This window comes from Paenibacillus sp. DMB20 (assembly GCF_000987955.1).
Taxonomy (GTDB): Bacteria; Bacillota; Bacilli; order Paenibacillales; family Paenibacillaceae; genus Paenibacillus_AQ.
In genome coordinates this window covers 1-25,290 of record NZ_LAZU01000025.1, presented here as the reverse complement: position 1 = coordinate 25,290, position 25,290 = coordinate 1, and the positions used below count along the sequence as shown (strand labels likewise).

General features: G+C 52.8%; 23 protein-coding genes and 2 pseudogenes. 8 read left to right on the top strand and 17 right to left on the bottom strand.

Annotated features, from left to right (window positions below; all coding sequences use genetic code 11):
* Positions 1 to 133: 133 nt before the first annotated feature.
* A complete protein-coding gene (locus XI25_RS10890; RefSeq protein WP_082112323.1) occupies positions 134 to 1,453 on the bottom strand; it encodes an aminopeptidase in 1,320 nt (439 codons plus the stop codon).
* 119 nt (positions 1,454 to 1,572) lie between these two features.
* On the opposite strand from XI25_RS10890, the gene XI25_RS10885 reads away from it, so the two are divergent.
* Both XI25_RS10885 and XI25_RS10880 read left to right on the top strand, forming a co-directional pair.
* Entirely contained in the window at positions 1,573 to 2,529 is a 957-nt protein-coding gene (locus XI25_RS10885; RefSeq protein WP_046678603.1) for a serine hydrolase domain-containing protein, read from the top strand.
* 99 nt (positions 2,530 to 2,628) lie between these two features.
* On the top strand, positions 2,629 to 3,630 hold the full coding sequence (locus tag XI25_RS10880) for a lipoate--protein ligase (RefSeq protein ID WP_046678602.1): 1,002 nt from the start codon (positions 2,629 to 2,631) through the stop codon (positions 3,628 to 3,630).
* A 123-nt stretch (positions 3,631 to 3,753) separates the two neighbouring features.
* On the opposite strand, the gene XI25_RS10875 is transcribed toward XI25_RS10880, so the two are convergent.
* Entirely contained in the window at positions 3,754 to 4,467 is a 714-nt protein-coding gene (locus XI25_RS10875) for a metal-dependent hydrolase (RefSeq protein WP_046678601.1), read from the bottom strand.
* Positions 4,468 to 4,716: 249 nt separating this feature from the next.
* Between XI25_RS10875 and XI25_RS10870 the strand changes: the two genes are divergently transcribed.
* Together XI25_RS10870 and XI25_RS10865 are read left to right on the top strand one after the other, a co-directional pair.
* Positions 4,717 to 5,619 (top strand): DMT family transporter, encoded by a 903-nt coding sequence (locus XI25_RS10870; protein WP_046678600.1) that lies wholly within the window; start codon positions 4,717 to 4,719, stop codon positions 5,617 to 5,619.
* A gap of 37 nt (positions 5,620 to 5,656) precedes the next feature.
* On the top strand, positions 5,657 to 6,466 hold the full coding sequence (locus tag XI25_RS10865) for a Cof-type HAD-IIB family hydrolase (protein WP_046678599.1): 810 nt from the start codon (positions 5,657 to 5,659) through the stop codon (positions 6,464 to 6,466).
* A gap of 105 nt (positions 6,467 to 6,571) precedes the next feature.
* Here the strand turns inward: XI25_RS10865 and XI25_RS10860 are convergent, their stop codons facing one another.
* From XI25_RS10860 to XI25_RS10845, 5 genes are all read right to left on the bottom strand, one after another.
* Positions 6,572 to 7,345, bottom strand: coding sequence for an MBL fold metallo-hydrolase (locus tag XI25_RS10860; protein WP_046678598.1), 774 nt, complete (start codon positions 7,343 to 7,345; stop codon positions 6,572 to 6,574).
* 131 nt (positions 7,346 to 7,476) lie between these two features.
* Positions 7,477 to 7,707: a hypothetical protein gene (locus XI25_RS10855; protein ID WP_046678597.1), complete on the bottom strand. Its 231-nt coding sequence runs from the start codon at positions 7,705 to 7,707 to the stop codon at positions 7,477 to 7,479.
* On the bottom strand, positions 7,704 to 8,729 hold the full coding sequence (locus tag XI25_RS10850; RefSeq protein WP_046678596.1) for a TIR domain-containing protein: 1,026 nt from the start codon (positions 8,727 to 8,729) through the stop codon (positions 7,704 to 7,706). The genes XI25_RS10855 and XI25_RS10850 overlap by 4 nt, the downstream gene beginning before the upstream one ends.
* Positions 8,730 to 8,855: 126 nt before the next feature.
* The gene (locus tag XI25_RS35770; protein ID WP_268794501.1) at positions 8,856 to 8,942 is read right to left on the bottom strand and encodes a serpin family protein; all 87 of its coding nucleotides are present in this window, start codon (positions 8,940 to 8,942) and stop codon (positions 8,856 to 8,858) included.
* The gene (locus tag XI25_RS10845; protein WP_268794493.1) at positions 8,939 to 10,132 is read right to left on the bottom strand and encodes a serpin family protein; all 1,194 of its coding nucleotides are present in this window, start codon (positions 10,130 to 10,132) and stop codon (positions 8,939 to 8,941) included. Before XI25_RS10845 ends, XI25_RS35770 begins: the two co-directional genes overlap by 4 nt.
* A 186-nt stretch (positions 10,133 to 10,318) precedes the next feature.
* On the opposite strand from XI25_RS10845, the gene XI25_RS10840 reads away from it, so the two are divergent.
* Positions 10,319 to 10,894 carry a GNAT family N-acetyltransferase gene (locus tag XI25_RS10840; RefSeq protein WP_046678595.1) on the top strand — a complete coding sequence of 192 codons (576 nt, stop codon included), beginning with the start codon at positions 10,319 to 10,321 and terminating at the stop codon, positions 10,892 to 10,894.
* A gap of 249 nt (positions 10,895 to 11,143) precedes the next feature.
* On the opposite strand, the gene XI25_RS10835 is transcribed toward XI25_RS10840, so the two are convergent.
* From XI25_RS10835 to cysT, 4 genes are read right to left on the bottom strand one after another with little or no spacing between them, the layout of a single operon-like run.
* Positions 11,144 to 12,229, bottom strand: coding sequence for a sulfate ABC transporter substrate-binding protein (locus XI25_RS10835; protein WP_046678594.1), 1,086 nt, complete (start codon positions 12,227 to 12,229; stop codon positions 11,144 to 11,146).
* 28 nt (positions 12,230 to 12,257) lie between these two features.
* Positions 12,258 to 13,319: a sulfate/molybdate ABC transporter ATP-binding protein gene (locus tag XI25_RS10830; protein WP_046678593.1), complete on the bottom strand. Its 1,062-nt coding sequence runs from the start codon at positions 13,317 to 13,319 to the stop codon at positions 12,258 to 12,260.
* A 1-nt stretch (position 13,320) separates the two neighbouring features.
* A complete protein-coding gene (locus tag XI25_RS10825; protein WP_046678592.1) occupies positions 13,321 to 14,118 on the bottom strand; it encodes a sulfate ABC transporter permease subunit in 798 nt (265 codons plus the stop codon).
* Positions 14,115 to 14,930, bottom strand: a complete 816-nt coding sequence (gene cysT, locus XI25_RS10820; protein WP_046678887.1) for a sulfate ABC transporter permease subunit CysT — start codon at positions 14,928 to 14,930, stop codon at positions 14,115 to 14,117. Before cysT ends, XI25_RS10825 begins: the two co-directional genes overlap by 4 nt.
* A gap of 181 nt (positions 14,931 to 15,111) precedes the next feature.
* Between cysT and XI25_RS10815 the strand changes: the two genes are divergently transcribed.
* Entirely contained in the window at positions 15,112 to 15,513 is a 402-nt protein-coding gene (locus XI25_RS10815; protein WP_046678591.1) for a secondary thiamine-phosphate synthase enzyme YjbQ, read from the top strand.
* A 171-nt stretch (positions 15,514 to 15,684) separates the two neighbouring features.
* Here the strand turns inward: XI25_RS10815 and XI25_RS10810 are convergent, their stop codons facing one another.
* From XI25_RS10810 to XI25_RS10800, 3 genes and pseudogenes are all read right to left on the bottom strand, one after another.
* Entirely contained in the window at positions 15,685 to 16,287 is a 603-nt protein-coding gene (locus XI25_RS10810) for a TetR/AcrR family transcriptional regulator (protein ID WP_046678590.1), read from the bottom strand.
* Positions 16,288 to 16,292: 5 nt separating this feature from the next.
* Entirely contained in the window at positions 16,293 to 16,925 is a 633-nt protein-coding gene (locus XI25_RS10805; protein ID WP_046678589.1) for a YigZ family protein, read from the bottom strand.
* Positions 16,926 to 17,127: 202 nt separating this feature from the next.
* A pseudogene (locus XI25_RS10800) lies at positions 17,128 to 18,482 on the bottom strand (glucose-6-phosphate isomerase).
* Between the two features lie 97 nt (positions 18,483 to 18,579).
* On the opposite strand from XI25_RS10800, the gene XI25_RS10795 reads away from it, so the two are divergent.
* Both XI25_RS10795 and XI25_RS10790 read left to right on the top strand, forming a co-directional pair.
* Positions 18,580 to 19,602: an NAD(P)-dependent oxidoreductase gene (locus tag XI25_RS10795; RefSeq protein ID WP_442950378.1), complete on the top strand. Its 1,023-nt coding sequence runs from the start codon at positions 18,580 to 18,582 to the stop codon at positions 19,600 to 19,602.
* 160 nt (positions 19,603 to 19,762) lie between these two features.
* A complete protein-coding gene (locus tag XI25_RS10790) occupies positions 19,763 to 20,707 on the top strand; it encodes a copper amine oxidase N-terminal domain-containing protein (RefSeq protein WP_046678588.1) in 945 nt (314 codons plus the stop codon).
* Positions 20,708 to 20,862: 155 nt separating this feature from the next.
* Here XI25_RS10790 and ppnP read toward each other — a convergent pair.
* The 3 genes and pseudogenes from ppnP to XI25_RS10775 all read right to left on the bottom strand — a co-directional run bounded on the left by ppnP (position 20,863) and on the right by XI25_RS10775 (position 24,716).
* Positions 20,863 to 21,182 (bottom strand): annotated as a pseudogene (gene ppnP, locus XI25_RS10785) (pyrimidine/purine nucleoside phosphorylase).
* A 103-nt stretch (positions 21,183 to 21,285) separates the two neighbouring features.
* Positions 21,286 to 23,301, bottom strand: coding sequence for a transketolase (gene tkt / locus XI25_RS10780; protein WP_046678587.1), 2,016 nt, complete (start codon positions 23,299 to 23,301; stop codon positions 21,286 to 21,288).
* 368 nt (positions 23,302 to 23,669) lie between these two features.
* Positions 23,670 to 24,716 (bottom strand): 2,3-butanediol dehydrogenase, encoded by a 1,047-nt coding sequence (locus XI25_RS10775; protein WP_046678586.1) that lies wholly within the window; start codon positions 24,714 to 24,716, stop codon positions 23,670 to 23,672.
* Between the last annotated feature and the right edge of the window lie 574 nt (positions 24,717 to 25,290).

Here is a 25,290-nt window from a genome sequence, read left to right as displayed (position 1 = left end):
ATGGACGATAGCATTTCTGCAAGAAATATAAGCCGAATATAAATGGAAGCTTATACTCTCTTATATTTTCAAAAAAGACAGCGACTCATTCGAATCGCTGTCTTTTGATGTTTTTTAAATGCTGCGAATTGTTTTATAAAATGGCCCAATTGCCGCTGCGGAAGATCGCTTCCCTGCGTCCGTCCTCGGTGATTCCGTCAATGGACAGCTGATCGGAACCGATCATAAAGTCGACGTGAATCAAGCTTTTGTTGACCCCATGCTTTGCCAGCTCCTGATCATCCATATCCTTGCCGCCCTCCAGGTTGACCGGATAGGCTTGACCAAGCGCCAAGTGGCAGGAGGCATTCTCGTCAAACAACGTATTGTAAAAAATTACGTCGGCATTGGAAATCGGAGAATCATGGGGAACCAGCGCAACCTCTCCAAGAGCACGGGCGCCGTCATCCGTATCCAGCAGCTTCCTAAGCGCCTCCGCTCCTTTCTCGGCCGTGAAATCCACGACCTTGCCGTCCTTGAAGGTCAGCTGGAATCCGTCGATGACAACCCCGTTGTTGTTGAGCGGTTTCGTGCTGCGGACGGTTCCGTTAACGCCGTCCTTGCTTGGAAGCGTGTATACTTCCTCGGTCGGAATATTGGGATTAAATAAAACCCCTTTGGCGTTGTATTTTGCGCCTCCCAGCCATAGGTGGCCCTTGGGAAGCTCAATGGTCAGCGATGTGCCGGGCCCTTCATATTGAAGCTTGCCGTACCGTTTATCGTTCAGGACTTTCACGATTTCGCTTAGTTTTTCATTATGCTCTCTCCATGCTTCAACCGGATTCTCCCGGTTGATCCGCGTAGCGTCGATAATGCGCTCCCACAGCTTCTCCAGCGCCGCTTCCTCCGCGTCGTCCGGAAATACTTTCGCAGCCCACTCGGGCGTCGCGTAAGAGATCAGCGTCCAGGCATTGGCGTGCGCCATCAGGTAGCTGCGATACTTGTTCAACGCGGCGGCAGCCGTTTTAGCCGCGGTCGCAATCCGCGACGGGTCCACCCCGTTCAGCAGATCCGGGTCCGGAGAATAAATCTGGATGAACGCGGCTCCGTTCTCCGCGTATTCTTCCATTGCCTTGGCCCGCCACTGCGGGTATTCCGAGAATGCTTCTTCCGGAGCATGCAGGTATTTGATCTTGGACAGCTGCTCATCATTGTACTCCACATGCACATTACGCGCGCCCGCTTCATATGCTTTCAGCGTGATCAAACGGACAAGGTCCGCCGCAGCGATCGGTGCCATTACAACAACCGTTTGTCCCGGTTGAACGTTCACCCCCACCTTGACGGCAAGCTCGGCATAATTTTCTAACTGCAATCGGGTCGGATACACATCGATTCCTCCATTCTCATGACAATCCCTCTCTATTATATTCGCTGCCAAGGAAGATCGCCAAACTTGTCCTCCCCGGCTCATGGCATCCTCCTTTGTTGTAACCTCTGGTTTAGATCATGTATTCTAATGAGTATGATTGATTCGGAATGCACGGGACCTCCCGTTTTCAACTTATCCTACCAACGTAAAGGAAGGTTCTGATGGATTTATCTTCATTGTCTTCAACCATCGCACCGGTGGATTTGAGAAGCTGCTTGATCAGCCGGAACGGCCGGCTTATATTTGAGCATTACCGGAATCGGCATGTGCCTGAGGAAACCGCCAAAGTGAACTCCTGCACCAAAAGCTTCCTGTCCGCGCTGATTTGCATCGCGATGGATCAGGGGATTCTGCCGGGGCCGAAGACGCGGATCGCCGAATTTTTTCCGCGGCTTGCCGCAGACCCCGATCCCCGCAAACGGGAGATCACGCTGGAGCACCTGCTGACGATGACCGCCGGTTTCCAATGGACCGAATTCGGAGGACAAAAATCGTTTCCCCGCATGACCCGATCCCCCCATTGGATCGATTTCGTATTGGATCAACCCATGTCCGAAATGCCGGGAACCCGGATGGAGTACAACTCGGGAGTATCGCAGCTGTTGTCCGCCATCCTGGTACAAGCCGCAGGTGTAAAGACGGCCCGTTTTGCCGAAACGGAACTGTTTGGCCCGCTGGGCATTGAAGACTATAAGTGGGAAGCCGATCCGCAAGGGATACATACCGGGGGGTACGGGTTGTGGCTTCGCCCTGCGGATATGCTCAAGTTCGGGCGGCTCTACCTGCAGCTGGGACGCTGGGAACAGGAGCAGCTTATTTCCAAGGAACGGGTCATACGTTCCGTGCAGCCCGCCATTCCAGCGAATGCGCCGAACCGCGGCTTTTACGGCTGGCATTGGTGGACGGATACTTACGAAGCGGAGGCGGATGGAGACGGCCCTGGCTCGCCTGCTTTCGGCTATTATTACGCCAGGGGGTACGCAGGGCAATTTATTTATGTCGTTCCCATCCTGGAGACCGTTGTTGTCCTCACCGACGATAAACGCAAGAGGGAACGGCATCCCGCCAATGTGTTCCGCCAATTCATTGCGCCTTTGCTTACGCAGGCTTTGAGATGAGCGATTTTTGCATTCCTTGGCTTTGCCCTTCCCGGCGAACATGGTTTACAATGGATCATAGGCACTACGATACAGAATGAACCATACGGAGGCGTACATATGCTGTTTATTGATAACCAGGGAATTCATGATCCCGCCATCAACCTAGCCATCGAGGAATATGCGCTGAAGCATCTTCCTATGGATGACAGCTACCTGCTTTTTTACATCAACCGGCCCTCGATCATCATCGGCAAGCACCAGAATACGATCGAAGAAATCAATCAGGAGTATGTCCGTAATCACGACATTCAAGTGGTTCGGCGATTGTCCGGAGGAGGAGCCGTGTATCACGACCTCGGCAACCTCAACTTCAGCTTCATTACCAGAGACGACGGACAGTCCTTTCATAACTTCCTGAAGTTCACGCAGCCGGTCATCGATTTCCTGCAAAAAATGGGAGTGCCCGCGGAGCTGAGCGGCCGCAACGACCTACAGGTCGGGGAGAAAAAGATTTCGGGGAACGCCCAGTTTTCCACGCGCGGGCGCATGTTCAGTCACGGCACGCTCATGTTCGACCTTGACCTGGACAACGTGCAGGCTTCGCTTAACGCGAATCCCGAGAAGTTCAAATCCAAGAGCACGAAATCGGTCCGCAGCCGGGTTGCGAACATCAAGGAACTGCTCGGCACCGACATGACGATTGAACAATTCCGGGCGGAGCTGTTGCGCTCGATCTTCGGCATGGAGCCGGATCAGGTTCCGCAGTACGTCCTGGAGGACAAGGACTGGAAGGTCATCCATGAAATTTCCAAGGAGCGCTACCAGAACTGGGACTGGAATTACGGGCTCTCCCCGGAAAGCAACGTGAAACACGCGAAAAAATTCCCGGTCGGCATCATCGACATCCGGATGAATTTGAAAGACGGGCATATCGCCGACATTAAAATTTACGGCGACTTTTTCGGCGTAGGCGATGTCGCTGACATAGAAGATGCGTTGAGAGGCAAACGGTACGAGGAAGCCGAGGTAAGAAAAGCTCTGTCGAGTATCGACGTTAAGCATTATTTCGGCAACCTGGAAATGGACGACCTTGTCGGACTTGTCTTTCTTGAAGAGTAGTTTCTTGAGGAATTCAAAATATAAGTCTGCCCAAAAGAATATCGGCGACCGACTTTCGCATGATTAGGTCAACCGGGTTACCGGTTGGCCTTTTTACTGCCATTGACTTTCAAAGCTCCCCGGCTATTTCGAAGCGATAAACACGTACCAGACAAGCACGAACGTCAGCCCCATGCAGATATTCTCCACCAGGTTCCCCCATTTGGTTCCGGTGCTCATGAGGCTGAGCTTAAGTCGGAACTTTAAAGGAGGCAGCGGTTTGATTCCCCTGTTCGTCAGCATGTCGGCCACCAGGTGAAGCGTATAGGAAAGGCCTCCGGCCAGCCAAACGCTTTCGCTGCCTGGCAAGCCCTTGGTGCCGTAATAAAGCAGGCCGGCCCACCCGGCCGCAGCATAAACGCTGTGCGTCAGGCCGCGATGGGACACGAGGGACGATATCATCAGGATACAGCCGGCAATCGTATTCCATGGGCTTAAATTTTGTGCAAATTGGAGCAATCCCAGACCGATCATAAACATGACGATGTGACGCAGCGTCCTTCCGGGCAAAAACGACACGACCGCAATCAAACCGGCGAGCGCCAGATTCCAGGGTGCGTAATCTTGTCCGTAATAATAAATAAATACGGCTCCCGTAACCAGGATCAGCTGCAAAATACGAAGCAGCCCCGAGGGGATTGCCGTTCTGACGAGGATCGAATTCGGCTCGTCGATATCCGGCAGCAGCGAGCTGACAACGGCAACCGCCGCCGCGGGGAGGGTAACGGGAACTCCGGCCAGCCCCAAGACCGACAAAGAAACGCCGGTTCCGATTACCAAGTGGGCTCTTCCCATCATGATTCTTTCTTCCTTTCATTCTCAAGGTGCCTTGTCAAAGCCGAAACATTCCTTCATAACACAAAAATGGGAATATACGTTCGGCATTCAAGTATAGCAAAAAAAACCTCTTTTTGTCTACCCCTTCCACTGAGATTGGATCCGCTCAGGTCTTTGGGCCTTTCGATTTCTATTGTCGGCCGGGGCGTAATGGGATACAATTTGATCACTTGCGTGATTTATGTACATGTTAGAAAAGGAGGATAAGACTTGACCCGCTCCCGTATTGCGGACCTCAGCCTGCTTCTGGTCGCCATGATGTGGGGCTGCACCTTTTTGATCGTCCAGCACGCCGTGCGCGTACTTCCGCCCATGGCGTTCAACGGCATCCGTTTTCTAGGAGCCGCACTGCTGCTTGCCCTGATTATCACCTTGTTTTACCGCAGGCAATGGCGCGAAATATCCGGAAAAATGCTGCTTCACGGCAGCCTGCTCGGCCTTTTTTTATTTATCGGCTTTGGTTTCCAGACCGTCGGCCTGCTCTACACCACGACGTCAAATACCGGTTTTATTACCGGTCTGTCGGTCGTTATCGTGCCGTTCCTTTCCTGCTTCCTGTTAAAACACCCCATATCCCGCTTTACATGGATCAGCGCTTTGCTTGCGGCAGCGGGGCTTTACTTCCTTGCCTTTGCAGGATCCGAAGTGAACTGGAACAAAGGGGACATGCTCGTGTTTTTCTGTGCCGTCGGTTTTGCCCTGCACATCGGCTACATGGGGAAATACGCATCCCGCTATCCTTCCCTGCCGCTGGCGTCGCTTCAGATGGGCGTTGTGGGGATTCTCAGCGTAACGGCCTCCTTGTTTACCGAAAGTGTCGGCAGCCTTTCCGTTCTGTACGAGAGCTTGACGGTACCGGAAGTGCTGACCGCCCTGCTAATTTCGATCGGTCCGACCAGCGCGTTTGCCTACTGGATTCAAACCGTTTGCCAGAAATATACGACGCCTTCCCGGGTGGCGATTATCTTCGCAACCGAACCGGTATTCGCCGCACTGACGGGAATGATGTTTGCCGGTGAAACGCTCGGCTTGCCGGGAGGTTTCGGATGCCTGCTTATTTTGGCGGGAATGGTCATTGCCGAATTGAAATCGGCACCGCAGACGGTACAATAGAATTAGAGCGATAGAGAGAAGGAGAGATAATCAAACCATGACTACTTACAAACTGATTGCCATCGACATTGACGATACCCTGATCAATGACGATAAAGAGGTCACTCCCGGCGTGCAGCGTGCGCTGGAACAAGCCGTAGCCCAAGATGTCGTCGTCACCCTGGCTACCGGCCGGGCTTACGCGTCCGCACAGAAGATTGCCCGCCAGACCGGATTGAACGTGCCGATCATTACCTATCAGGGGGCACTGATCAAAAACCTGTTGGACGAAAAGGTCCTGTATGAGCGCTATGTTGCGCTGGATGCGGCAAAAAAACTGTTTGAATACTGCGTGGAGCATAACCTGCACCTGCAAACCTACATTGACGATAAGCTGTATGCTCGCGAGGAAAACCAGAAGCTGATCGACTATTGCGCCCTGAACCGCACTCCTTATTACATCGAACCGGATTTCATCAAAATGGTGAACCAACCGACGCCGAAAATGCTCATTATTGACGATCCTTCCTATCTCGATGAGCTGATTCCGGTGTTCAGGGACCTGCTTGGAGATGAAATGCACATTACCAAATCCAAGCCTCACTTTTTGGAGTTTATGCATAAAGAAGGCACGAAAGGACATGCCCTCACCTTCCTTGCGAACCATTTCGGCTGCGCGCTGGAGCAAACGATTGCGATCGGCGACTCCTGGAACGATCACGAAATGCTGGAGTGTGCGGGTCTTGGCGTGGCCATGGGCAATGCGATCGAGCCTTTGAAGGAAATCGCCGACTATGTCACGTTCAGTAACAATGAAGACGGCGTTAAACATGTGATCGAGAAATTTGTTTTGAATAAAGGGTTATAAGTTTCGCTTTGGGAACGCCAAAGCCCGTCTGGTCCGGAGGACTTGACGGGCTTTTTTGAATACGTGCGTGCGGCTTCCGCTTTGACAAGAACCGGTTATATCAGATTAGTTGGACAACGCGATTTCCATGCCTGTCAACGCAGCTTCCGTTCCGGCGGGTAGGCCAAGCGGCTGCGTTAGATCCACGTCGTGGGACATATGCGTGTACAGCGTCCGCCCGGGCTTAACCTCCGCCACCAGTTCTGCGGCCTCCTTCATGTCGTACACCGAACGGGTTGAAAATTCGGCCGTCTCATGTACAAAGCTTGTCCCCAACACGAGAAGATCGAGATTATGCAGGGGCTTTTTCTCCTCGGCATTCAGATTGATGGAGTCCGAGTTGTATACCCAGGCAAACCCGTGTTTTTCAAAACGGTAAGCATAAGAGTATCCGTTTTTGCCGTGATTGACCTTCCAGCAGGCGATATCCCATCCGCACAGCCGGATGCCATCATCGGCCTCCTTCATCTCCATATGGTTGGGAAGCCAGGGGTACTGCCTTGAGATCCGTTCCAGCACCTCCCGCGGGGCAAACAGCCGCCCATTTCGGCCAAGCCACCGGCAAGCATCCGCCCACTCCGGCAGGCCGCCGATATGGTCGAAATGGGCATGCGTCACGAGCATGTCCCGGATATGGCGGATACCGGCAGACTCCATCATCGGACGCCAATCCGGACCGCAGTCGATCAGAAAGCGCTCCTCTCCGCGGCTAACCATGACCGACGATCGCAATCGGCGGTTCCTGCCCGTCGTTCTCGCTTCCGTGCATACTTTACAATCACAATAGACGCGGGGTACCCCCATCGCATCCCCGGTTCCCCAAAAAGTTAATGTATCCATGCCGACCTCCCAAAATATTGCGCCAAAATTACCTCACTTAAACAAAAACCGCCCGGCAACGTGCCGAACGGCTTAATTCTAGGATAGGACCGCCTAGTTCGGCGGGTTTCCCTTATAGGTTCAATTAAAAATCATGCAAATGAGGGCTTCTTGTCATCCACCGAGCCGCTGATGACTTTCACGTATTTCTTGTCGGTTCCCTCCACGGAAGGGCCGATAAAAATGCTTGATTTAGTCTGGCGTTTAACCCGGCGCTCACGCGATTTTAAACTCCCTGTCTGCGGCACGTTTCCGCGGATCACCCAATGACCGCTGGTAGAACCAAGGTTTCCCGTACTCTTTTTCTTACTACTCCTGTTCATGGGGTATCCCCTCCAACCAAATGTCTGATGGTTCTAAGCAGCTCGCTGTTATGCTCCACGACTTCTGCCAGCTCTTCGTCGGACAAAATCACATGTCCCGTTAAGTGTACGGATAACACATGCTTCTCACCTAAAGGATAACAGAACACGTATACCTCTGCAACTTCCTCTTCGTGATAAAATGCCCATTTTCCGCTGTTATAGACATCGATTACGTAAATGGACTGTGTACTCCCGGTTTTGCCTCCTTGAAACGGAAAAAAACGCCCCTTCCCTACATTACCCCCGATTTGAGCCATTCCATCTTTTCCGGTGTTTGCCCAAAATGCCGCACCGGTCACCCTGAAATCCCCCCGTCCCGGCGGGAGCAGGGAATTGCGGACCGCCTCGCTAAGCGCATGGTATTTTTCGGCCTGATCCGTCACATGAACGTTCCGGTTGTATTCCCAAAAAAAGTGGAGCACGCTTTGTTTGCGCCTCAGCTCCAGCTCCTTCTGCTCGATAATATCGACGGGATGCTCAAAAAGAGATTCCGTTTCAACCGCGTGCAAGATGTGGCCGCAGGCGACATCCACCGCCGATTTGAAATCTCCGTCGCTGCGCAGCTCGTATTCCAGCAGCGTCAGTCCTTGAAGATCGGACAGCAGGTGGTATTCTTTCACCGTGATATCCTGGACCAGCTTGTCGTCAGGCTCCACCTGGTCCGGTATGATGCAGAATACTCTTCGCCTGCCTAGCTTGCCCCAGAACAGTCCCATCTCAAACAGCGTATTGTCCCTAGTGACAAATACATGCTTTCCGCGAATGAGCGCCACGTCATCGGGCGAGAATACGAATACCCCGAAATCGCTTCGCGCAAGCTGCCGCTCCAGTGCCTCCATCGTGTACATATTGGCCCCGAAGGTGCCGCCGTACCACGGGGTGACTTGAGCGGCGCGCTTCAGCTGCTCATGAACGGCTCGGGCATATTTGATGGCTTCCCGGGATGAACCAATGAATAAATTCGGCTTCGGTATGGACATAGGCACATCGCATACTCCCCTTGTTGTTCAAATGGTTACTCTAATTTTTCGAACTCATTATTGGACCATTATAACAAAGTTACCTAATTTTATGGGAAATATTTGATGGTTTCGGTTTAGTATATGCTACGGACGATTGACCGACCCCATAAATATCCACGTACCCGTGTCCCGATCTTCAATGGCAAAGAAAAATGGACGGTTTACCGTCATCTCCACGGGCTCCATAGGCACTGCCGCGCTGGTCGCATGCCGACGGCCGTGACCGCGGCAGCCTTCGTTCCTTTCTCGTCCACATCCACAATCGCTTTATGTTTAACCTCCCCTATGAACAGGGGCAGGCCGTCGATCATGCCGGAAAAATCAGCCCTTTGGGGATCCACGGCCGATTTCATGCCCAAACCTTCAAGAACTTTCTCCAGTTTCAAGTCGGTTTCGGCCTTAAACTTCGGCAGGCCCAGCTTTACCGTTTCAAAGGAATAATCGTCCATCCACACGGAAGGGTCCTTCCACAGCTTCTTGTGCACCTGTTCAAGAGACGACGATTCTCGGGGCAAAATCACGAGCATATGCATTCTCCCATCCCCGTACGGTAGCCTAACGGCCTGCCACTCCTTGCTTTCCTTATATCCGAATCCCTCTTCGATGCGCATCATGGGTACCTTTTTAACCGACCCGTCCGGCAAGGAGAAGTTCTCCTCTTTGGTGTATTCAGGGTTGAATTCGTCCATCCATCCGCCATTGAAATAGATCGCATTTACAAGTACCGAATTCGCTTCGGGCGGATTTTGGTATATCCCCTTGATCATCCCGTTCGTCTTTTGATCCACCCATCCGTTAATCTCTTCCACGAAGGCTTGCGAACTCAGATCCGCCGAACGGGCTTCGGCGCCATAGCTCGTCTTCACCCGATTCAGGTAGTTCTCCTGGAATGCATAGCCTTTCTGAACCCACACTGCATTCGCGATGTTCAGCGTCACGCCCGCCCCTTTTTCCAGCAGCGATTTCAATTGGCTGTTTCCCTCGTTAACCTTGTCCAGTCCTATTCCCTTCCAGCCCAGCACTTTCTCCATTTCTGCTGCCGTTTGCCCCGCGCTGCCGTTATAGGCCAGAGCCAAGGCGGTTGAGATGCTGTACGGGGATAAAACTAGGTTGTCCGTTTTGCCCGTTGTTTTGGTTAATTCCCGGTGAAGGCGCAGCCCGAATGCATTTTCCGCCTCCGCGATTCTTTTGTCCAGCTTGGTCAATATGGCCTCCCGCTCTTTCTGGTCAAGGGGCATGGGCTGCTCCGGGTTCTGTCCCACAGCCTGATCCGCACCGTGTCTATCTTTTGCTCCCGAGATTTCGCAGGCCGTCAGCGCCAGCATAAGACCTAATCCCAGCGCAATCCAATTCCGTTTCATTTTGCGTTCCTCCTTACGTCATCTACTTCAACTGGTGTAAATTGGTTATATAATAAACGCTTTTGATTTCATTAAAGTTGCCTCTTTTTGCAATATCGGGTAGCGGAAATGAAGGAATGCCTGATCAGCGCATGGAATATGGTAGCGAAGAACGGCTTTTAGATGAATTATGGAGTGGAAGATACTATGGTTACGAAAAGAATTTTTTTGCATGGAGATAAGGTTACCCTGAGAACGCGAACGCCGGAAGACATGCCGGTGCTGTATCATCTCATTTACGGATCGGAACAGCCGGAATGGAAAAAATACGACGCTCCTTATTTCCCCCTCGAATCCTTAAGCTATGAGGATTTTCTGAAACGCTGGGGGAACGGCTCCTCTTCCGAAGAATACCCCGACGATCTGGTGATTGAGGCGAATGATCGGGCGATCGGCATCGTGACGTACTATTGGGAGCATCAGCCGACGCGCTGGCTGGAAGCCGGCATCATTATCTACCTGCCGGAATACTGGAGCGGCGGATACGGAACGGAGGCCCTATCCTTATGGGTGGACTTTTTGTTCGAGCATTTGACGATCGGCAGAGTCGGCATCACGACCTGGTCCGGCAACCCGAGAATGATGCGCTGCGCCGAAAAGGCGGGCCTGAAGCTTGAAGGGAGAATGCGAAAATGCCGATACTATAACGGCGAATACTACGACTCCATCCGTATGGGCATCACGCGCGAGGAGTGGGAAGCAGGCCGGAATCGGAATATTTAAGTTACAGGAAGCTTATTTCATTTCACATCCGCAACGTCAGACAATCTTAAGCTGGGGCTGATCGGTTATGCGTTTGCTCGGTATTGTCATCCTGCTAGTAGCCTTACACGCAAAAGAGCTGCGCCCATCCGTCATTAAAGACTTTTGAGCGCAGCTCTTGTTTCAAGATATGGACCTCAAGAAACGCATCCTGATATCGCAAGAAAACCTACAATTTATAGCGGTCTATCTTTTTTGAGAGTACTTCGATTAAATTCCCGCCAGCACTTGGTACCAGATGCCGCGCTTGGAGTACAGCGTTTTCCGCACGTGGTCCCAACCGCCGAGATATTCGATGTCAAACAGGCCGTCCGGCTGAGGAAACCGCCCCTTGTTTTTCTCGTATACCGATTCCTCCACCGGACGGAAACCGTGCTTCGCAAAGATCGACTGCGCCTCCGGGGAACGTAAGTAGTCCACGAACGCTTCCGCCAAATCGAGGGTACCGTGTTCCTCTGCATAGGTACGGACGACGGCGGCCGGGTTCTCGATCAAAATCGTATGTTCAGGTATGACAATATCGTAGCGAACCCCTTTCGCGATCCGCGCAAGCAGTTCATTCTCATAAGTAACAATGACATCCCCCACGCCATACTCAAAGGCGGCCATGGATGCCCGTCCGCTCTTGTCGAGGGATTCCACGTTTTTGTGCACCTTCTCCAAAAAAGCTTTGGCTGCCTCGGGATCCTTGCGTCCCTGCTCCTCGGAACGCTTCAGTCCCGCACCGTAGATCGCGTTAATATCCCATTGGGCCCCGCCGGACGTTTTCGGATTCGGATACAGCACCTTGACCTCCGGCCTGGTGAGATCCTCAAACCCCCGAATATCTTTCGGGTTGCCTTCTCTGGTACCCAGCACAACGATCGAGCGGGTTACCATTCCGCCGTAAGGCTGTGTCTTCCAGTCCCCGGAAACCAATCCGGCCTTGACCAGCTTATCGATGTCCCCTTCCAGGGCCAGCAGGGTGACATCCGCTTCAAAACCGCCGGCAATGGACCTTGCCTGGGTTCCCGAAGCCTCATACGATTCCTGAAACGTAATGTTCTCGCCGGTTTTGTCATGCCATTCCTCCCGGAACCGGGGAAGGATTTCCGCCATAGCATCCTTCGCCACGCTGTAAGCGCCCACGACAAGGGTCCTTTCACCAGACCCGGTAAAAGCCGTTTTCGCCGTTGCTACAGCCGCTTTTTCATCCCTCCCGCCGTCAAAGCAGCCCGCCAGCAAAGGGAGCAGGAGAAACAGGATCAAACCGGATATCCCTAGACGCCCGCTATTTCTCCGTATCTCTGTTTTCATATCCGCCGTCTCTCTCCTTTTCGCTCGGCTATATGATGACCGGCATGGGGTCGAATTTCAGCCGGTTCTCTTCGATCCAGCTCTCTTCCTCATTGAATAAGTAAGCGCGGTGAATGAACACGCGAACCTTCTGTCCCGGCTGAAGCGTCTCCTTTTCCAGGGAACGGTAGGTGACCAGCTTATGCCCCTTAACATCCACTTCGACCAGCCATTCGCTGCCGCGAAAATGAAGATGGCGGACGATGCCTTGCTCGGTCGCGGAAAGCACCGGAAAATCATGGTCCCCTCCAAGCTCGATATATTCGGGACGGATTAATGCCCGCGCCTGCTCATCGAATCCCGTTTCAAAGCCCTTCAGGATCGAGGCTTCCTCGACGATCGTGGACTCCCCGATGAAGGTGGCCACAAACGGGGTTTTCGGCTCCTTGTAGATATCCCAAGGCGTTCCTTTTTGCTCTACCCGCCCCTGATTGATAATCATGATTTCATCCGCAACCTCGATGGCTTCATCCTGGTCATGCGTCACGAAAATCGACGTGATTCCGACCCGCTCGATCAGATCGCGCAGCCAGGAGCGGAGCTCCTGCCGTATTTTCGCGTCAATGGCGGCAAAGGGCTCATCCAGAAGCAGCAGCTGCGGCTCCGGCGCCAAAGCCCGGGCAAAGGCGACACGCTGCCGTTGTCCGCCGGACAGTTGGTGCGGGTAGCGGTGCTCAAACCCTTTCAGCCCGGTCAGCTCCACAAGCTCCATCACTCTTTCTTTGATTTGGGGCTTAGGTATTTTTTTTACCTGCAGGCCGAAGGCAATGTTGTCGTACACGGACATGTGCTTGAACAGAGCATAGTTTTGAAAGACAAAGCCGATCCCGCGCTCCTGCGGCGGAATGTCGTTTACGACCTGACCGTGAAACGCGATATCGCCGCCGTCGGGCGTTTCCAACCCGGCCAGCATGCGCAAAATCGAGGTTTTGCCTCCTCCGCTCGGCCCCAAAAGGCCGATCAGGTGTCCCTTCTCGATGTCAAAACTGACGTCTTTAACGGCGTGAAAGCCGCCGAAATGTTTATTCAGGTTACGAACCTCAACATGCATGTCAATGCACTCCCTTTCTCTTTTTGATCCACTCCATCAGCAACAGAAGACCGGCTGAGAAAGCTGCCAGTACCAAAGCGACTCCGCTGGCCGCAGCCACATTGAAGTTCTCGACATCTTGATAGACGAGCGTTGTGGCGGTTTGGGTTTTGTTCATGATGTTGCCCGATACCACGAGAACCGCCCCGAACTCCCCGAGAGACCGAGCGATGGTCAGCACCATCCCGTAGACGACCGCCCAGCGGATCATCGGCCAGGTCACCTTGCGGAACGTCAACCATTCGTACGCTCCCAGCGTCGATGCCGCCTGCTCCTGCTCGGTACCGATTTCCTGAAGAACGGGCATCACTTCCCGGACCATAAGCGGAAACGTCACGAACAGCGTGGCGATGATCATGCCGGGAAAAGCATATACAACGTTAAACCCGATCCCTTCGAAAAAACCGCCGATAATGCTGTCCGGTCCCAAGAGGAGCACAATCATCAATCCGCCGATGACCGGGGAAACGGCATAGGGCAAATCCACGATGCTGTTCAGCAGGCTTTTGATTTTTCCGCTGAGCCAGCCGGCACGTACAAGATATAACGCCATCATGATGCCGAACAGCGCATTCAGCAGCGTGACGATAACCACGATGGCACCTGTCATGAGCAGTGCGTGAACCGCCTCCGGCCGGCCAAGCGCTTTGCCAAGACCCTCAAGGCCGCCGCTGAAAGCGCTGGTTACGATTTTGGACAGCGGGGCAATGAGCAGAACAAAAAATATGCCATACGTCAGTCCGATCAAGGCTCTTCTCATGATCGCCGCCCCCTTTGCTGCACGCGGTTCATCAGCCATAGCACGATAAAGGACAACGTCAACAGGAGGACCGATACCGCCGCCGCGCCAACCGGATTATCGCTTTCCACTTCTCCGTAGATAAACACGGAAGCGACAAGCGTACGTCCGGGAATGTTGCCGGCAACAAGCACGACAGCCCCGAATTCCGCCAAGGCTCGCGAAAAGGCGAGCATGCCCCCGCTGATGATTCCGGGAAGCATGGCAGGTAAAATCACCCTAAAAAAGGTGCGGGCCTTCGACGCCCCCATCGTATACGCCGCTTCCTCCTGAGACGGTTCCATCTCTTCCAGCAAAGGCTGAACCGACCGGATCACAAAGGGAAACGTTACAAAAACCATCGCAATGACAATGGCCGGCTGATGAAAAACGATTTCCACGCCAATCCGCTCAGCGGCAAGACCGATCCAGCTTCCCGGCCCGAGCAGAAGCAATATCATCAATCCGCCCACCGCCGTCGGAAGAGCGAACGGGAGATCGACAAGGCTGTTCAGCAGCGTTCTGCCGGGAAATCGGTACTTCGTCAGCACCCAGGCAACCATCGTCCCGATTACTACGTTGATCAGAGCCGAGATCAGTCCCAGCTTTAGCGTCAGCACGACGGCCTTCCAGGCAATGGGGTCGCTTAAGCTTTCGGCAAAAGCCCCCCAGCCGTCCGAGAATGATTGAACATATACACCGAAAATCGGAAACACGATAAGAATGCAAAAGTAGAGCAAAATCGTGCTCCGAAATCCCCACTTCCACCCTTTATGGCGGATCAGTGCCGTCAACATGAGTCCCTCCTGCCTTCGAACGTCTTCTCGTCCGTTTTTATAAACTCACATTTCCTATTAGTATACTTGGTATTAATATGATTAACACTTTACCAAAGGGGTATGGAATCGTCAATCCATCTTTTGAGCTTCTTCGGGTAAAATAGTAGTAAATAACTTTTGAAGGAGATGGATCTTCATGCTGTATCATATGGAGCTTTCAACGGTAAAGCGGGATGAGATGAGGGACATTACACGGGAGATTAAGAATCTTGTGACGGAAAGCAGCGTCCAGAGCGGGATTGCGCTTGTTTACTGCCCGCATACCACAGCAGGCATCGCCATTAACGAGAATGCCGACCCCGATGTCAAGCGGGACGTGCTGATGCGTTTTGACGAAGTTTATCCATGGGAACATCCGAAATACCGCCATATGGAAGGCAATACGGCATCCCACCTGAAATCCATAACGTGTGGGCCCTCTCAACACATTATTATTCAAGATGGGCGTCTTTTGTTAGGCAAATGGCAGGGAATTTATTTTTGCGAATTTGACGGACCGCGGAGCAGGGAATATTACGTGAAAATCATGCAGGGGTAAAAATGCGAAATTCCGGCCGATTTAAGGAGGCGCCCTCGGATCTGCAAACAAAAAAAGACAGGCAGCGGTTATGGCCTGCTCCTGTCTTTCATTCATTAGGTAATTGACGTTTCAACGCTACATCGAAGTAATTCGTTGAAGCGCAAGTCCGCAAAAATTCGTTTCACCGTGCTACAAGGGGTTAGATTTTGCCGTAAAGCCCCGGCATAATGCTTTCACGTGCGCAATGGCAGCAGGCTTGATCTCATCAAAGCTAACACGGTCCTGGATATAAAAAGATACGAAGCCGTGCGTCGATAAGAACAAGGTAAGCGGCAGGTTGCGCCTCTCTTCTTCACTGAAAACGTCTTCAAGCAAATGCTTGCGGACGAGCGCCGAAAACATATCGAAACACCGGCTCTGCTCGGTACGGCAGTAAGCCAACAGCTCCTCGTCCCGGATCATAAACATGATCTCATATTGATATGGATGATCCAACCCGAAACGGACAAACTCAAGCAGCAGCTGCTCAAGTTTCGAAATTCCGTCGCTGGGCGCCTTTCCTGCCGCTTCGTGCAGCAGCAAAGCCAGATCATTGAAGTCTTTCATGACAATGGCGTAGAAAAGCTCCGCCTTTTCCTTAAAATGATAATATAAGGACCCGTGGCTGTAACCCAGGTGCTGCCCGATGCTCCGCATCGAGATGGCCCGGTATCCTTTGGTTATAAACAAATGCCTGGCCGCTTCCAAAATACGCTCTCTTGACAACTCCCGTTCTACCGCTCTTCGTGCCATATCATTTATTCCCCTTCAATAAAATAAAGCGACTCTCCCTCCGTGATCACGGACTGACCCTGCGTCAAATCTACCATCCATGCCACAAAGCCATCCTTTTCCCCGTCCAAAGGCAAACAGGTTAATGTCACCTTGTCGGCAAAAGCCGTTTCCCCCATCCGGGTATTCCGACTGCGCAGTTCGTTCTCCACCTTGCCGAGCCACGTGTAATCCAGCTCAACAAACACTTCACGGTGAAGGACGCGCGTGATCGGATCCCCCGATTCAATGGCAGCCACAGCCCCGTCGGTGTAGGCTCGGATCAAGCCTCCCGCACCCAGCATGATTCCTCCAAAATAACGGGTAACCACGATCGCCACATTTTTGAGTCCCTGGTTGCGGATCACCTCGAGAATCGGCTTCCCCGCCGTTCCGCTGGGTTCCCCGTCGTCGGACTGCTTTTGGATCTCATCCCGTTCCCCGATCATGTAGGCGGAACAGTTATGCGTTGCGTTCCAATGCTTTTTCTTGATATCTTCGATAAATGCGACGGCCGACTCTTCGGTTTCAACCGGCATCACATGGCCGATGAACCTGGATTTTTTAATGACAATTTCCTTGGATCCCGCTGACCGCACCGTTTTGTAACGTTCCAGCATATGCCGATATCAACCCCTTATGGCCAGGCAGAAAGTAGTGCGTCTTCCTTTCTTGAAAGGTAGACGGCGTGTCCTTCATGAAATATAAATCAAGCCTAACGAATCTTAGACTTTCTTATATTTCAAGAAAAGCAGTCCCCGGCATAAATACCGGGAAACTGCTTCCTTCAGCTGCTCTGTCTCTCTGTTCGTCCAAGTGGTGTTATTCGGAAAGTCTGGCTTCAAGCTCGGCTTTTTCTTTCTCGTAACCCGGCTTGCCGAGGAGAGCGAACATATTTTTCTTGTACGCTTCTACGCCCGGCTGGTCAAACGGGTTCACACCCAACAGATAACCGCTGATTCCGCAGGCCTTTTCGAAAAAGTATACCAGATATCCGAACGAATAGGGAGTGAAATCTGGAATTGTAACAATCAAGTTGGGAACCTGGCCGTCCGTGTGCGCCAGCATGGTGCCTTGGAACGCTTTTTTGTTAACGAAGTCAAGCGTTTTGCCGGTCAGGAAATTCAGGCCGTCCAGATCGTCCGGGTCGGACTCGATGGTAATGTGGTTGGCCACGTTTTCCACCTGAATCACCGTTTCAAAAATGTTCCGGCTGCCTTCCTGGATGAATTGGCCCATGGAGTGCAGATCCGTGGAGAAATCAACGGACGCCGGATAAATGCCTTTATAGTCCTTGCCCTCGCTCTCGCCGTAAAGCTGCTTCCACCATTCGGAAACAAAGTGAAGGGACGGCTCGTAATTGACCAGAATTTCGATGGCTTTGCCTTTACGGTACAGCGCATTGCGGACGGCCGCATACTGGTAAGCTTCGTTCTCGGCCACGTTCGGACTGCTGTATTCCTTCGAAGCGTCCGCGGCGCCCTGCATCATTTCCTCGATGTTGATTCCGGCCGTAGCGATCGGCAAGAGCCTACGGCGGTCAACACGGAATAACGGCCGCCCACGTCATCCGGAATGATGAAGGATTCGTAGCCTTCTTCGTTGGCGAGCTTTTTCAAAGCGCCTTTTTCTTTATCGGTGGTTGCGTAGATGCGCTTCCGAGCCTCTTCCTTGCCGTAACGCTTCTCCAGCTCCGCCCGGAAAATGCGGAAGGCGATCGCCGGCTCCGTCGTCGTGCCGGATTTGGAGATGACGTTAACGGAGAAGTCTTTGCCTTCGATCAACTGCAGCAGGTGGCTCACATACGTGGAACTGATGTTGTTGCCCGCAAAATAAATCTCCGGCGTCTTGCGCTTGTCCTTCGGAAGAATGTTGTAAAAGGAGTGGGACAGCATTTCGATCGCCGCCCGGGCTCCCAGATAAGAACCGCCGATGCCGATGACGATCAGGACGTCCGAATCGCTTTGGATTTTGGCGGCCGCCTTCTGAATGCGGGCAAATTCCTCTTTGTCATATTGGGTTGGAAGGTCGATCCAGCCGAGGTAATCGGAACCCGCGCCGGTTTGGTTATGTAACTGATCGTGCGCCGTACGGATCGGTTCGGCGAAATAATCGATTTCATGCTGGTTTACGAAAGAAAGGGCCTTGCTGTAGTCAAATTTAATTTTTTTCGACATCGTTTACAGCCTCCTGTTTTATCTTAATTGTAGAGAGAGTCAACATTCATAAGTAGGATACTTTAATTTAGGGACGGGTTCAAGTTTGTGACCGCAAGTGTCAAGCTTCCGCCGAAAGTGCATAAATCGCCTGTCCGTCAGCCGCTCGGGGGTGTATAATAAACGGCAGGCGGATGGCAGGATGAAAGCGTTCGGCGAAATAACATATTTGAAGGTGATATCCATGAAAAAAATCGGATTTATCGGTCTAGGCACGATGGGAGCTCCCATGGCCTCCAATCTGCTTAAACAAAATTACGATGTGACGGTATACAACCGTACGGAAGAAAAATGCCGCCCGCTGGCGGAGCAGGGTGCCTCAACCGCATCCACCCCGCGGGAAGCCGCCGAAGGAGCGGATGTCGTCATCACCATGGTCAGCAATGACGACTCCGTGCGCGACGTGTTCTATGGCGAGAACGGCGTCCTCGCTTCGCTGACGGCCAGCATGACCGTCATTGACTGCAGCACGATCTCTCCTGCCCTCGTTAAGGAAATCGCGGCCGAGGTATCCGGCAAAGGCGCTTCCTTCCTTGACGCTCCCGTAACGGGCAGCAAGCCGGCCGCCATTGACGGCACGCTTGTCTTCATGGTTGGGGGCGATCAGGCTGTGATCGAAGCCCATGCCGACGTGTTCGACACCCTAGGCAAAAAAGTAATCCCCATGGGCCCGAATGGCAGCGGCGCCGTGGCCAAGCTTGCCCACAACACCGTGGTCGGCATCAATAACCTCGCGCTTGCCGAAGGCTTTGCCATTGCCGCCAAGTCCGGCATTCCGGCACACAGCTTCCTTGAGCTGGTCCAGCTCGGTTCCGCCGGCAGCAAAGCTGCCGATTTGAAGGGACGCAAAATCATCGACGGCGATTTCAGCAACCAATTTTCGCTTGCCCTGATGCTGAAGGACTTAAAGCTGGCTTCTTCCCTTACCGACGGAATCGGCATGCCTTCACCGATGCTGAATCTGGCCAAAAGCCTGTTCCAGGCCGGTGCCAGCGAAGGCTATGGCGAAGAGGATCTCTCCTCCGTCGTGAAGTGTTACGAAGCCTGGATCGGCCAGACGATCGGCGGCAAACAGCTGTAATTTCTTTGTCATGAGAGCCTGCCCGCCGGGTAATCTATCCATCCCTTTTCCTGCGGATAGAGACCGGTTGGCCAGGCTTTTTCGTTTTCGCGTTCAGGCCATTTTCGCAACCTTTTGGGATTCATGACGTTAATTAACCTGAAGGGAGGAATTTCCTAACATGAACAAGAGAAGTTTGAAGACATGGACAACCGCTGCCCTTATTGCAGCCTTCCTGTCCCCAGTGCTTGCTCCGCCTTCGGCACAGGCTGCGCCGGATTCCGGCCCTTCCGCTTACATTAACAGCGGAAAAGCGTACGGAAGTGTCTTGATCCGGGAAGGGAACACGTTTGTCACCCTAACCGACCTCAAAAACCTGGGCAGCTATAGTTTCCGGTACGACAAAGCCAACCAGCAGGTGACCATTAGCACGAAAGGAACCCAAGCGGTTTTGACGATCGGAAGTAAGACGCTGCAGATCAATGACAAGAAGACGACTTTACCCGTCGCTCCTTTCCTTTACAAAGGAAAAACCATGATGCCGCTTCGAGCCGTATCCGAAGCCTTCGGAGCCAAGATTTATTGGAACGGTCCCGCCAAAACGGCTTATATCGCCAAGCCCGATGCCAAGGTGATCGCCGATCTGAAGAGCGGCAATCTGACAACGGCACGCAATGCAGCGCTGCAAGTTCCTATAATCTCCTCGATCCCCAAGCCGTCTCCCGAGATGACTTATATGGAGATGCAGGGCGTAAACTACTATTTCCCGAAAGGCAAGGCGGACAAGTACTTTGAAGTCGACAACGATCTGGCCAGTTATTATGAGATTCGCAACAACATCGTGGAACTGAAGTGGCAGGCCAAGCTGGATTACGCCAAAGGAAAGAATGCGAAAAGCGGCATATTTTTCCTTTCGCACCACTTCGTGAAAGAAATCGGCAAACAGCCTGACGTCAACGGCTGGACCGTGGCCGAATTCAAATTCCGGTATCCGGTCGGCGTTACTACCTACCGTTTGCTGAACGGCAAGGGCGAGATTTCCGGCGGCTTTGCCGAACTGGACAATCAAAGCCCGTCCTATCAAGGCGTCATCGTCGAGATTCCGGAGGAATCGGGCACAAAATAGCAAAGGATTAGCGGGCTCAGGGCTTTGCCTTGGAGCCCGTTTTCTCGGATTAGACGTTTTTCTTATGAACGCGCTGCTTCCTCTGAACCCGCCTGCCGTCCGTTATGGCCCTGGCGGCGGCTGCAACATCCGAGCCTCCAGGGGCGCCACCAGGCTTACAGCTCGGACGGATAAGAGCAGCAGTAGTCCGTAACCTTCCGGATTTCCAGCTTAAACGAAGAGTTCGCCGGCACGTTAAATGTCGCTTTCCCCTGAATCTCGCGCCACTCCTGTTCCCCCGGCAGCAGTACCTTTAGATCCCCTGACAGGATCTCCATAATTTCCGGGCCGTCCGTACCGAATTCGTAACTGCCCGGCAGCATGATGCCCAAGGTTACTTTTCGGCCATCCTCCAAAATAACCGTACGCTGGTGACCTGGCCTTCATAATAAATGTTTGCCTCTTTCTGGATAACCGCATTGCTGAACTGTGACATGGACCTCTTCTCTCCTTTCAGTCATATGTATATATAGATCGGCACCCGCAATATTGCGGGTGCCGATATCTATTCATCAGGACGTTGAAGACGCCTATGGTGATTAAAGCAGCGCCTTCACGCGGCTGACCACATTTTCAACGGTAAATCCGTATTCCGCAACGACGCGGTCGCCGGGCGCGGAAGCGCCGAACGTGGAAATGCCCAAAATATCGCCTTGATCGCCGACATAACGCTCCCACCCAAACGGATGAGCCATTTCCACGGCAAGGCGTGCTTTGACGTCCGGAAGCAGGACGGAATCCTTATAAGCTTTATCCTGCTGGTCGAACAGATCCCAGCTTGGCATGCTGATGACGCGCACATGGATGCCTTCTTGGGCCAAAGCTTCCTGGGCCTTAACCGCAAGCTGAACCTCGGAGCCGGTTGCGATAATTTGTGCCTGTGCTTTGCCTTCCTTCGCGTCGGCAACAACGTAAGCACCGCGTTTGATGCCTTCACGGGCGTTATCCACCGTTCCGGCCAGGATTGGCAGGTTCTGGCGCGTCAACACAAGCGCTACCGGACGATCCTGATTCTCCATGGCATATGCCCAGGCAGCGGAGGTTTCGTTGGCGTCGGCAGGACGGATGACGGTCAGGCCAGGAATGATGCGCAGGGAAGCCAACTGCTCGATCGGCTCGTGAGTAGGACCGTCTTCGCCTACCGCAATACTGTCATGCGTCAATACGTACGTTACCGGCAGCTTCATGAGAGAGGCCAGACGAACAGCCGGACGCAGGTAATCGGTGAATACGAAGAAGGTACCTCCGAATACTTTCAGACCGCCGTGCAGGGCGATACCGTTATTCGCGGCTGCCATGGCAAACTCGCGTACACCGTAGTACACGTTGCGGCCCTCATAGCTGTCAGGCGTAAAGGATGCCAGATCGTTGAGATGCGTCATCGTGGAGCTTTCCAGGTCGGCAGATCCGCCCAGAAGCTGAGGCACGCCGGCAGTCAGACCGTTCAATGCTTTACCGGAAGCGACGCGGGTAGAAACCGCTTTGTCTTCGGTGCTGTATTTCGGCAGGTCTTTGTCCCAACCTTCAGCCAGCTTGCCGGCAACGGCAGCTTCAAACTGTGCCGCCAGCTCCGGATAGGCCGCTTTGTATTTGGCGAACTGCTCTTCCCAGGCTTTATAAGCCGCGATGCCGCGATCTTTCGCTTGAGCAAAGTGCTCGCGAACTTCTTCAGGCACATAGAAATCTTCTTCGTATACCCATTTGTAAAATTCCTTGGTCAGCTTGGCTTCCTCGGCTCCCAGCGGGGAACCGTGCGTACCGCCATGGCCGCCCTTGCCCTGCTTGTTCGGGCTTCCGTAACCGATGATCGTTTTCACTTCGATCAAGGTCGGACGGTTGGTGTCTCCTTGCGCTTCGGCAATCGCCTTTTCGATGGCGGGAAGGTCATTTCCGTCTTCAACGCGCAGTACCTGCCAACCATACGCTTCAAAACGCTTCGCCACGTTTTCGGAGAATGCAAGGCTCAACTCGCCGTCCAGCGAAATGTCATTGGAGTCATACAGCATAATCAGCTTGCCCAGCTTCAAATGTCCGGCCAGGGAAGCGGCCTCCGCCGAAACGCCTTCCATCAAGTCGCCGTCGCCGCAAATGGCGTAAGTATAATGGTCCACGACTTTAAAATCGTCTTTATTGTATACAGCACCCATATGAGCCTCAGCCATTGCCATGCCGACAGCCATGCTAACCCCTTGTCCCAAAGGACCGGTCGTTGCGTCAACACCGGCGGTATGGCCGAATTCCGGATGTCCCGGGGTCTTGCTGCCCCATTGGCGGAACTGCTTCAGATCGTCCATCGATACATCGTATCCGCTCAGGTGAAGCAGGCTGTACAGCAGCATCGAGCCGTGTCCGGCCGACAATACAAAGCGGTCGCGGTTGATCCAGGAAGGCTGGTCGGGATTATGATTCATCGTTTTGGCAAACAGCTGGTATCCCATTGGCGCGGACCCCATCGGCATGCCGGGATGTCCGGATTTTGCCTTTTCGATGGCATCGATGGCCAATGTCCGGATGGTAGCAATGGACAGGTTGTCAATCGTCTGATTGGTTGTCATGATTCGTCCTCCTCAAATACGGTGCTAAATGCAAGCTTGTTCCGTTGTCGTCTGCCCTGGTTACAAGGCTGAAAGGCAGTTAGGAATGTTGAGAATATCATTTTGACTCTTATTGTATCACCTGCGGCGTTTCATTTCCATATGCGAATTTATCATTCCCTCTTTTTGGCCTCTCGCATCCCATATGCATTATGTCCCATCATGGATCGGTTATAACCGGATAAACAACGTTTGAAGCATGGAATAAGCCGTATTAACCTTTTGGAAGGTGACTCCTGCTCGGACGATAAGGATTACGGGGTTACGATTCCTTGCATCCAAAAAAACCGGAATCCCGATCGGGATTCCGGTTTCGTATCATTGCGTCATTACTCGGCTTTCACGAGGATTTTAACCTGGTTTCTCTCTTTGAGAAGCCCTTCAAAGCCTTCGTCAACGGCCTGATCCAGCTTGATTCTTTTGGTAACGAGTTTGTCGGCCTGGAAGTACCCCTGCGCCATCAGGCTGATGACCGCCGGGAAAACGTCACGGTAGCCGATAATCCCGGTCACGGTGCGTTCTTTCAGGACGATATTTTGCGGATGAATCGAAGCTTCCTTCTCGAAAATGCTGACAATCATCGTTTCGCCGCCGATTCTGGTCGAGTTGATCGCCTGGGTCAGCACCGGAGGAACCCCGGTAACCTCAAAGGCAACGTCTACCCCGCCCTGCGTGCGTTTATGAATTTCTTCAACCGCATCGTATTGTTTCGGGTCGATTACGATGGCACCCAGTTCGGCCGCTTTCTGTTTCCGTTCTTCCGAAAGCTCGACCGCATAGATTTCAGATGCGCCCGATGCTCTTAACGCTTCAATGACGAGCAGGCCGATCGGCCCCGTGCCGAACACGGCCGCTTTGTCTCCGACTTTCAGTTTGCTGGAGCGTACCGCATGCAGCGCCACCGCGGAAGGTTCAACCAGCGCGCCCTGCTCGAAGGATACCGATTCAGGGATTTTGTGAATCATCGCTTCCGGTACGGCCGCATACTCGGAGAAACCGCCGCCCCCGCCGGCAAGCCCGTAGAAGCCCATTTTATCGCAAAGGTTGTATTTGCCCTGTTTGCAGGCCTCGCAGGTTCCGCAGGAGTAGATCGGTTCCACGACCACGCGGTCTCCCACCGCCGCGCGGGTCACGCCTTCTCCAACTTCCACCACTTGTCCGGAAAATTCATGCCCCATTGTGATCGGGGCTTTGTCTCCGCTGAGCGGATGGGGTTCAAGAGGGATAAATATCGGCCCTGCCGTGTACTCATGCAGGTCGCTGCCGCAAATGCCGCACCATTCCACTTTTATTTTAACTTCGCCTTTTGCCGGCTTAGGTTCCTCGATGTTTTCCAATCTCAGGTCTTTGACACCATGCCATCTTAAAGCTTTCATCGCAAACTCATCTCCCAGTAAAATTGTAATCCGTTTAATTGCATATCTAGTGTACTCCTAAATTTTAATATTCACAAAGTTAATATCTTAAATTATTGTCATTTCCAGACGAATTTACTTTCTTATCCATAGGAGGTGTAAAAAGGGCCTCGTTGCGCATCCAAAATCGTTTCCCTTTTATGGAGACGGATGATACATAAGAAAAACGTCTATCGACGTACTTTCACTGAAGACAGACCGCATTTAGCGGAAGTTTTTCTTGCGAGATAAGGAAGCCGAGTCTTTCGAAGCTTATACTTTCTTATCTCGTAAAAAAGACTCATCTCTACCGAGCCTGCGGCAATAAAAAACGCTCGCGTCCCCTAGGTGGTTAAAACCAGGGACGGGAGCGTCAAGTATGGATGAGCTTTCATAATACGATGGCATGTTTAAGCATTAACTCTCTTTAGCGCGAGCCGCGGTTTTTGGCTTTCAGCAGGCGGTCCATCGCAGAACCGCCCTGCTCTTCCGCGGCCGCGCCTTGCCCCCGCCGGATGCTTTGGGCGGCGGTGGTGGAGGAGGCGGGCTCGCGTAG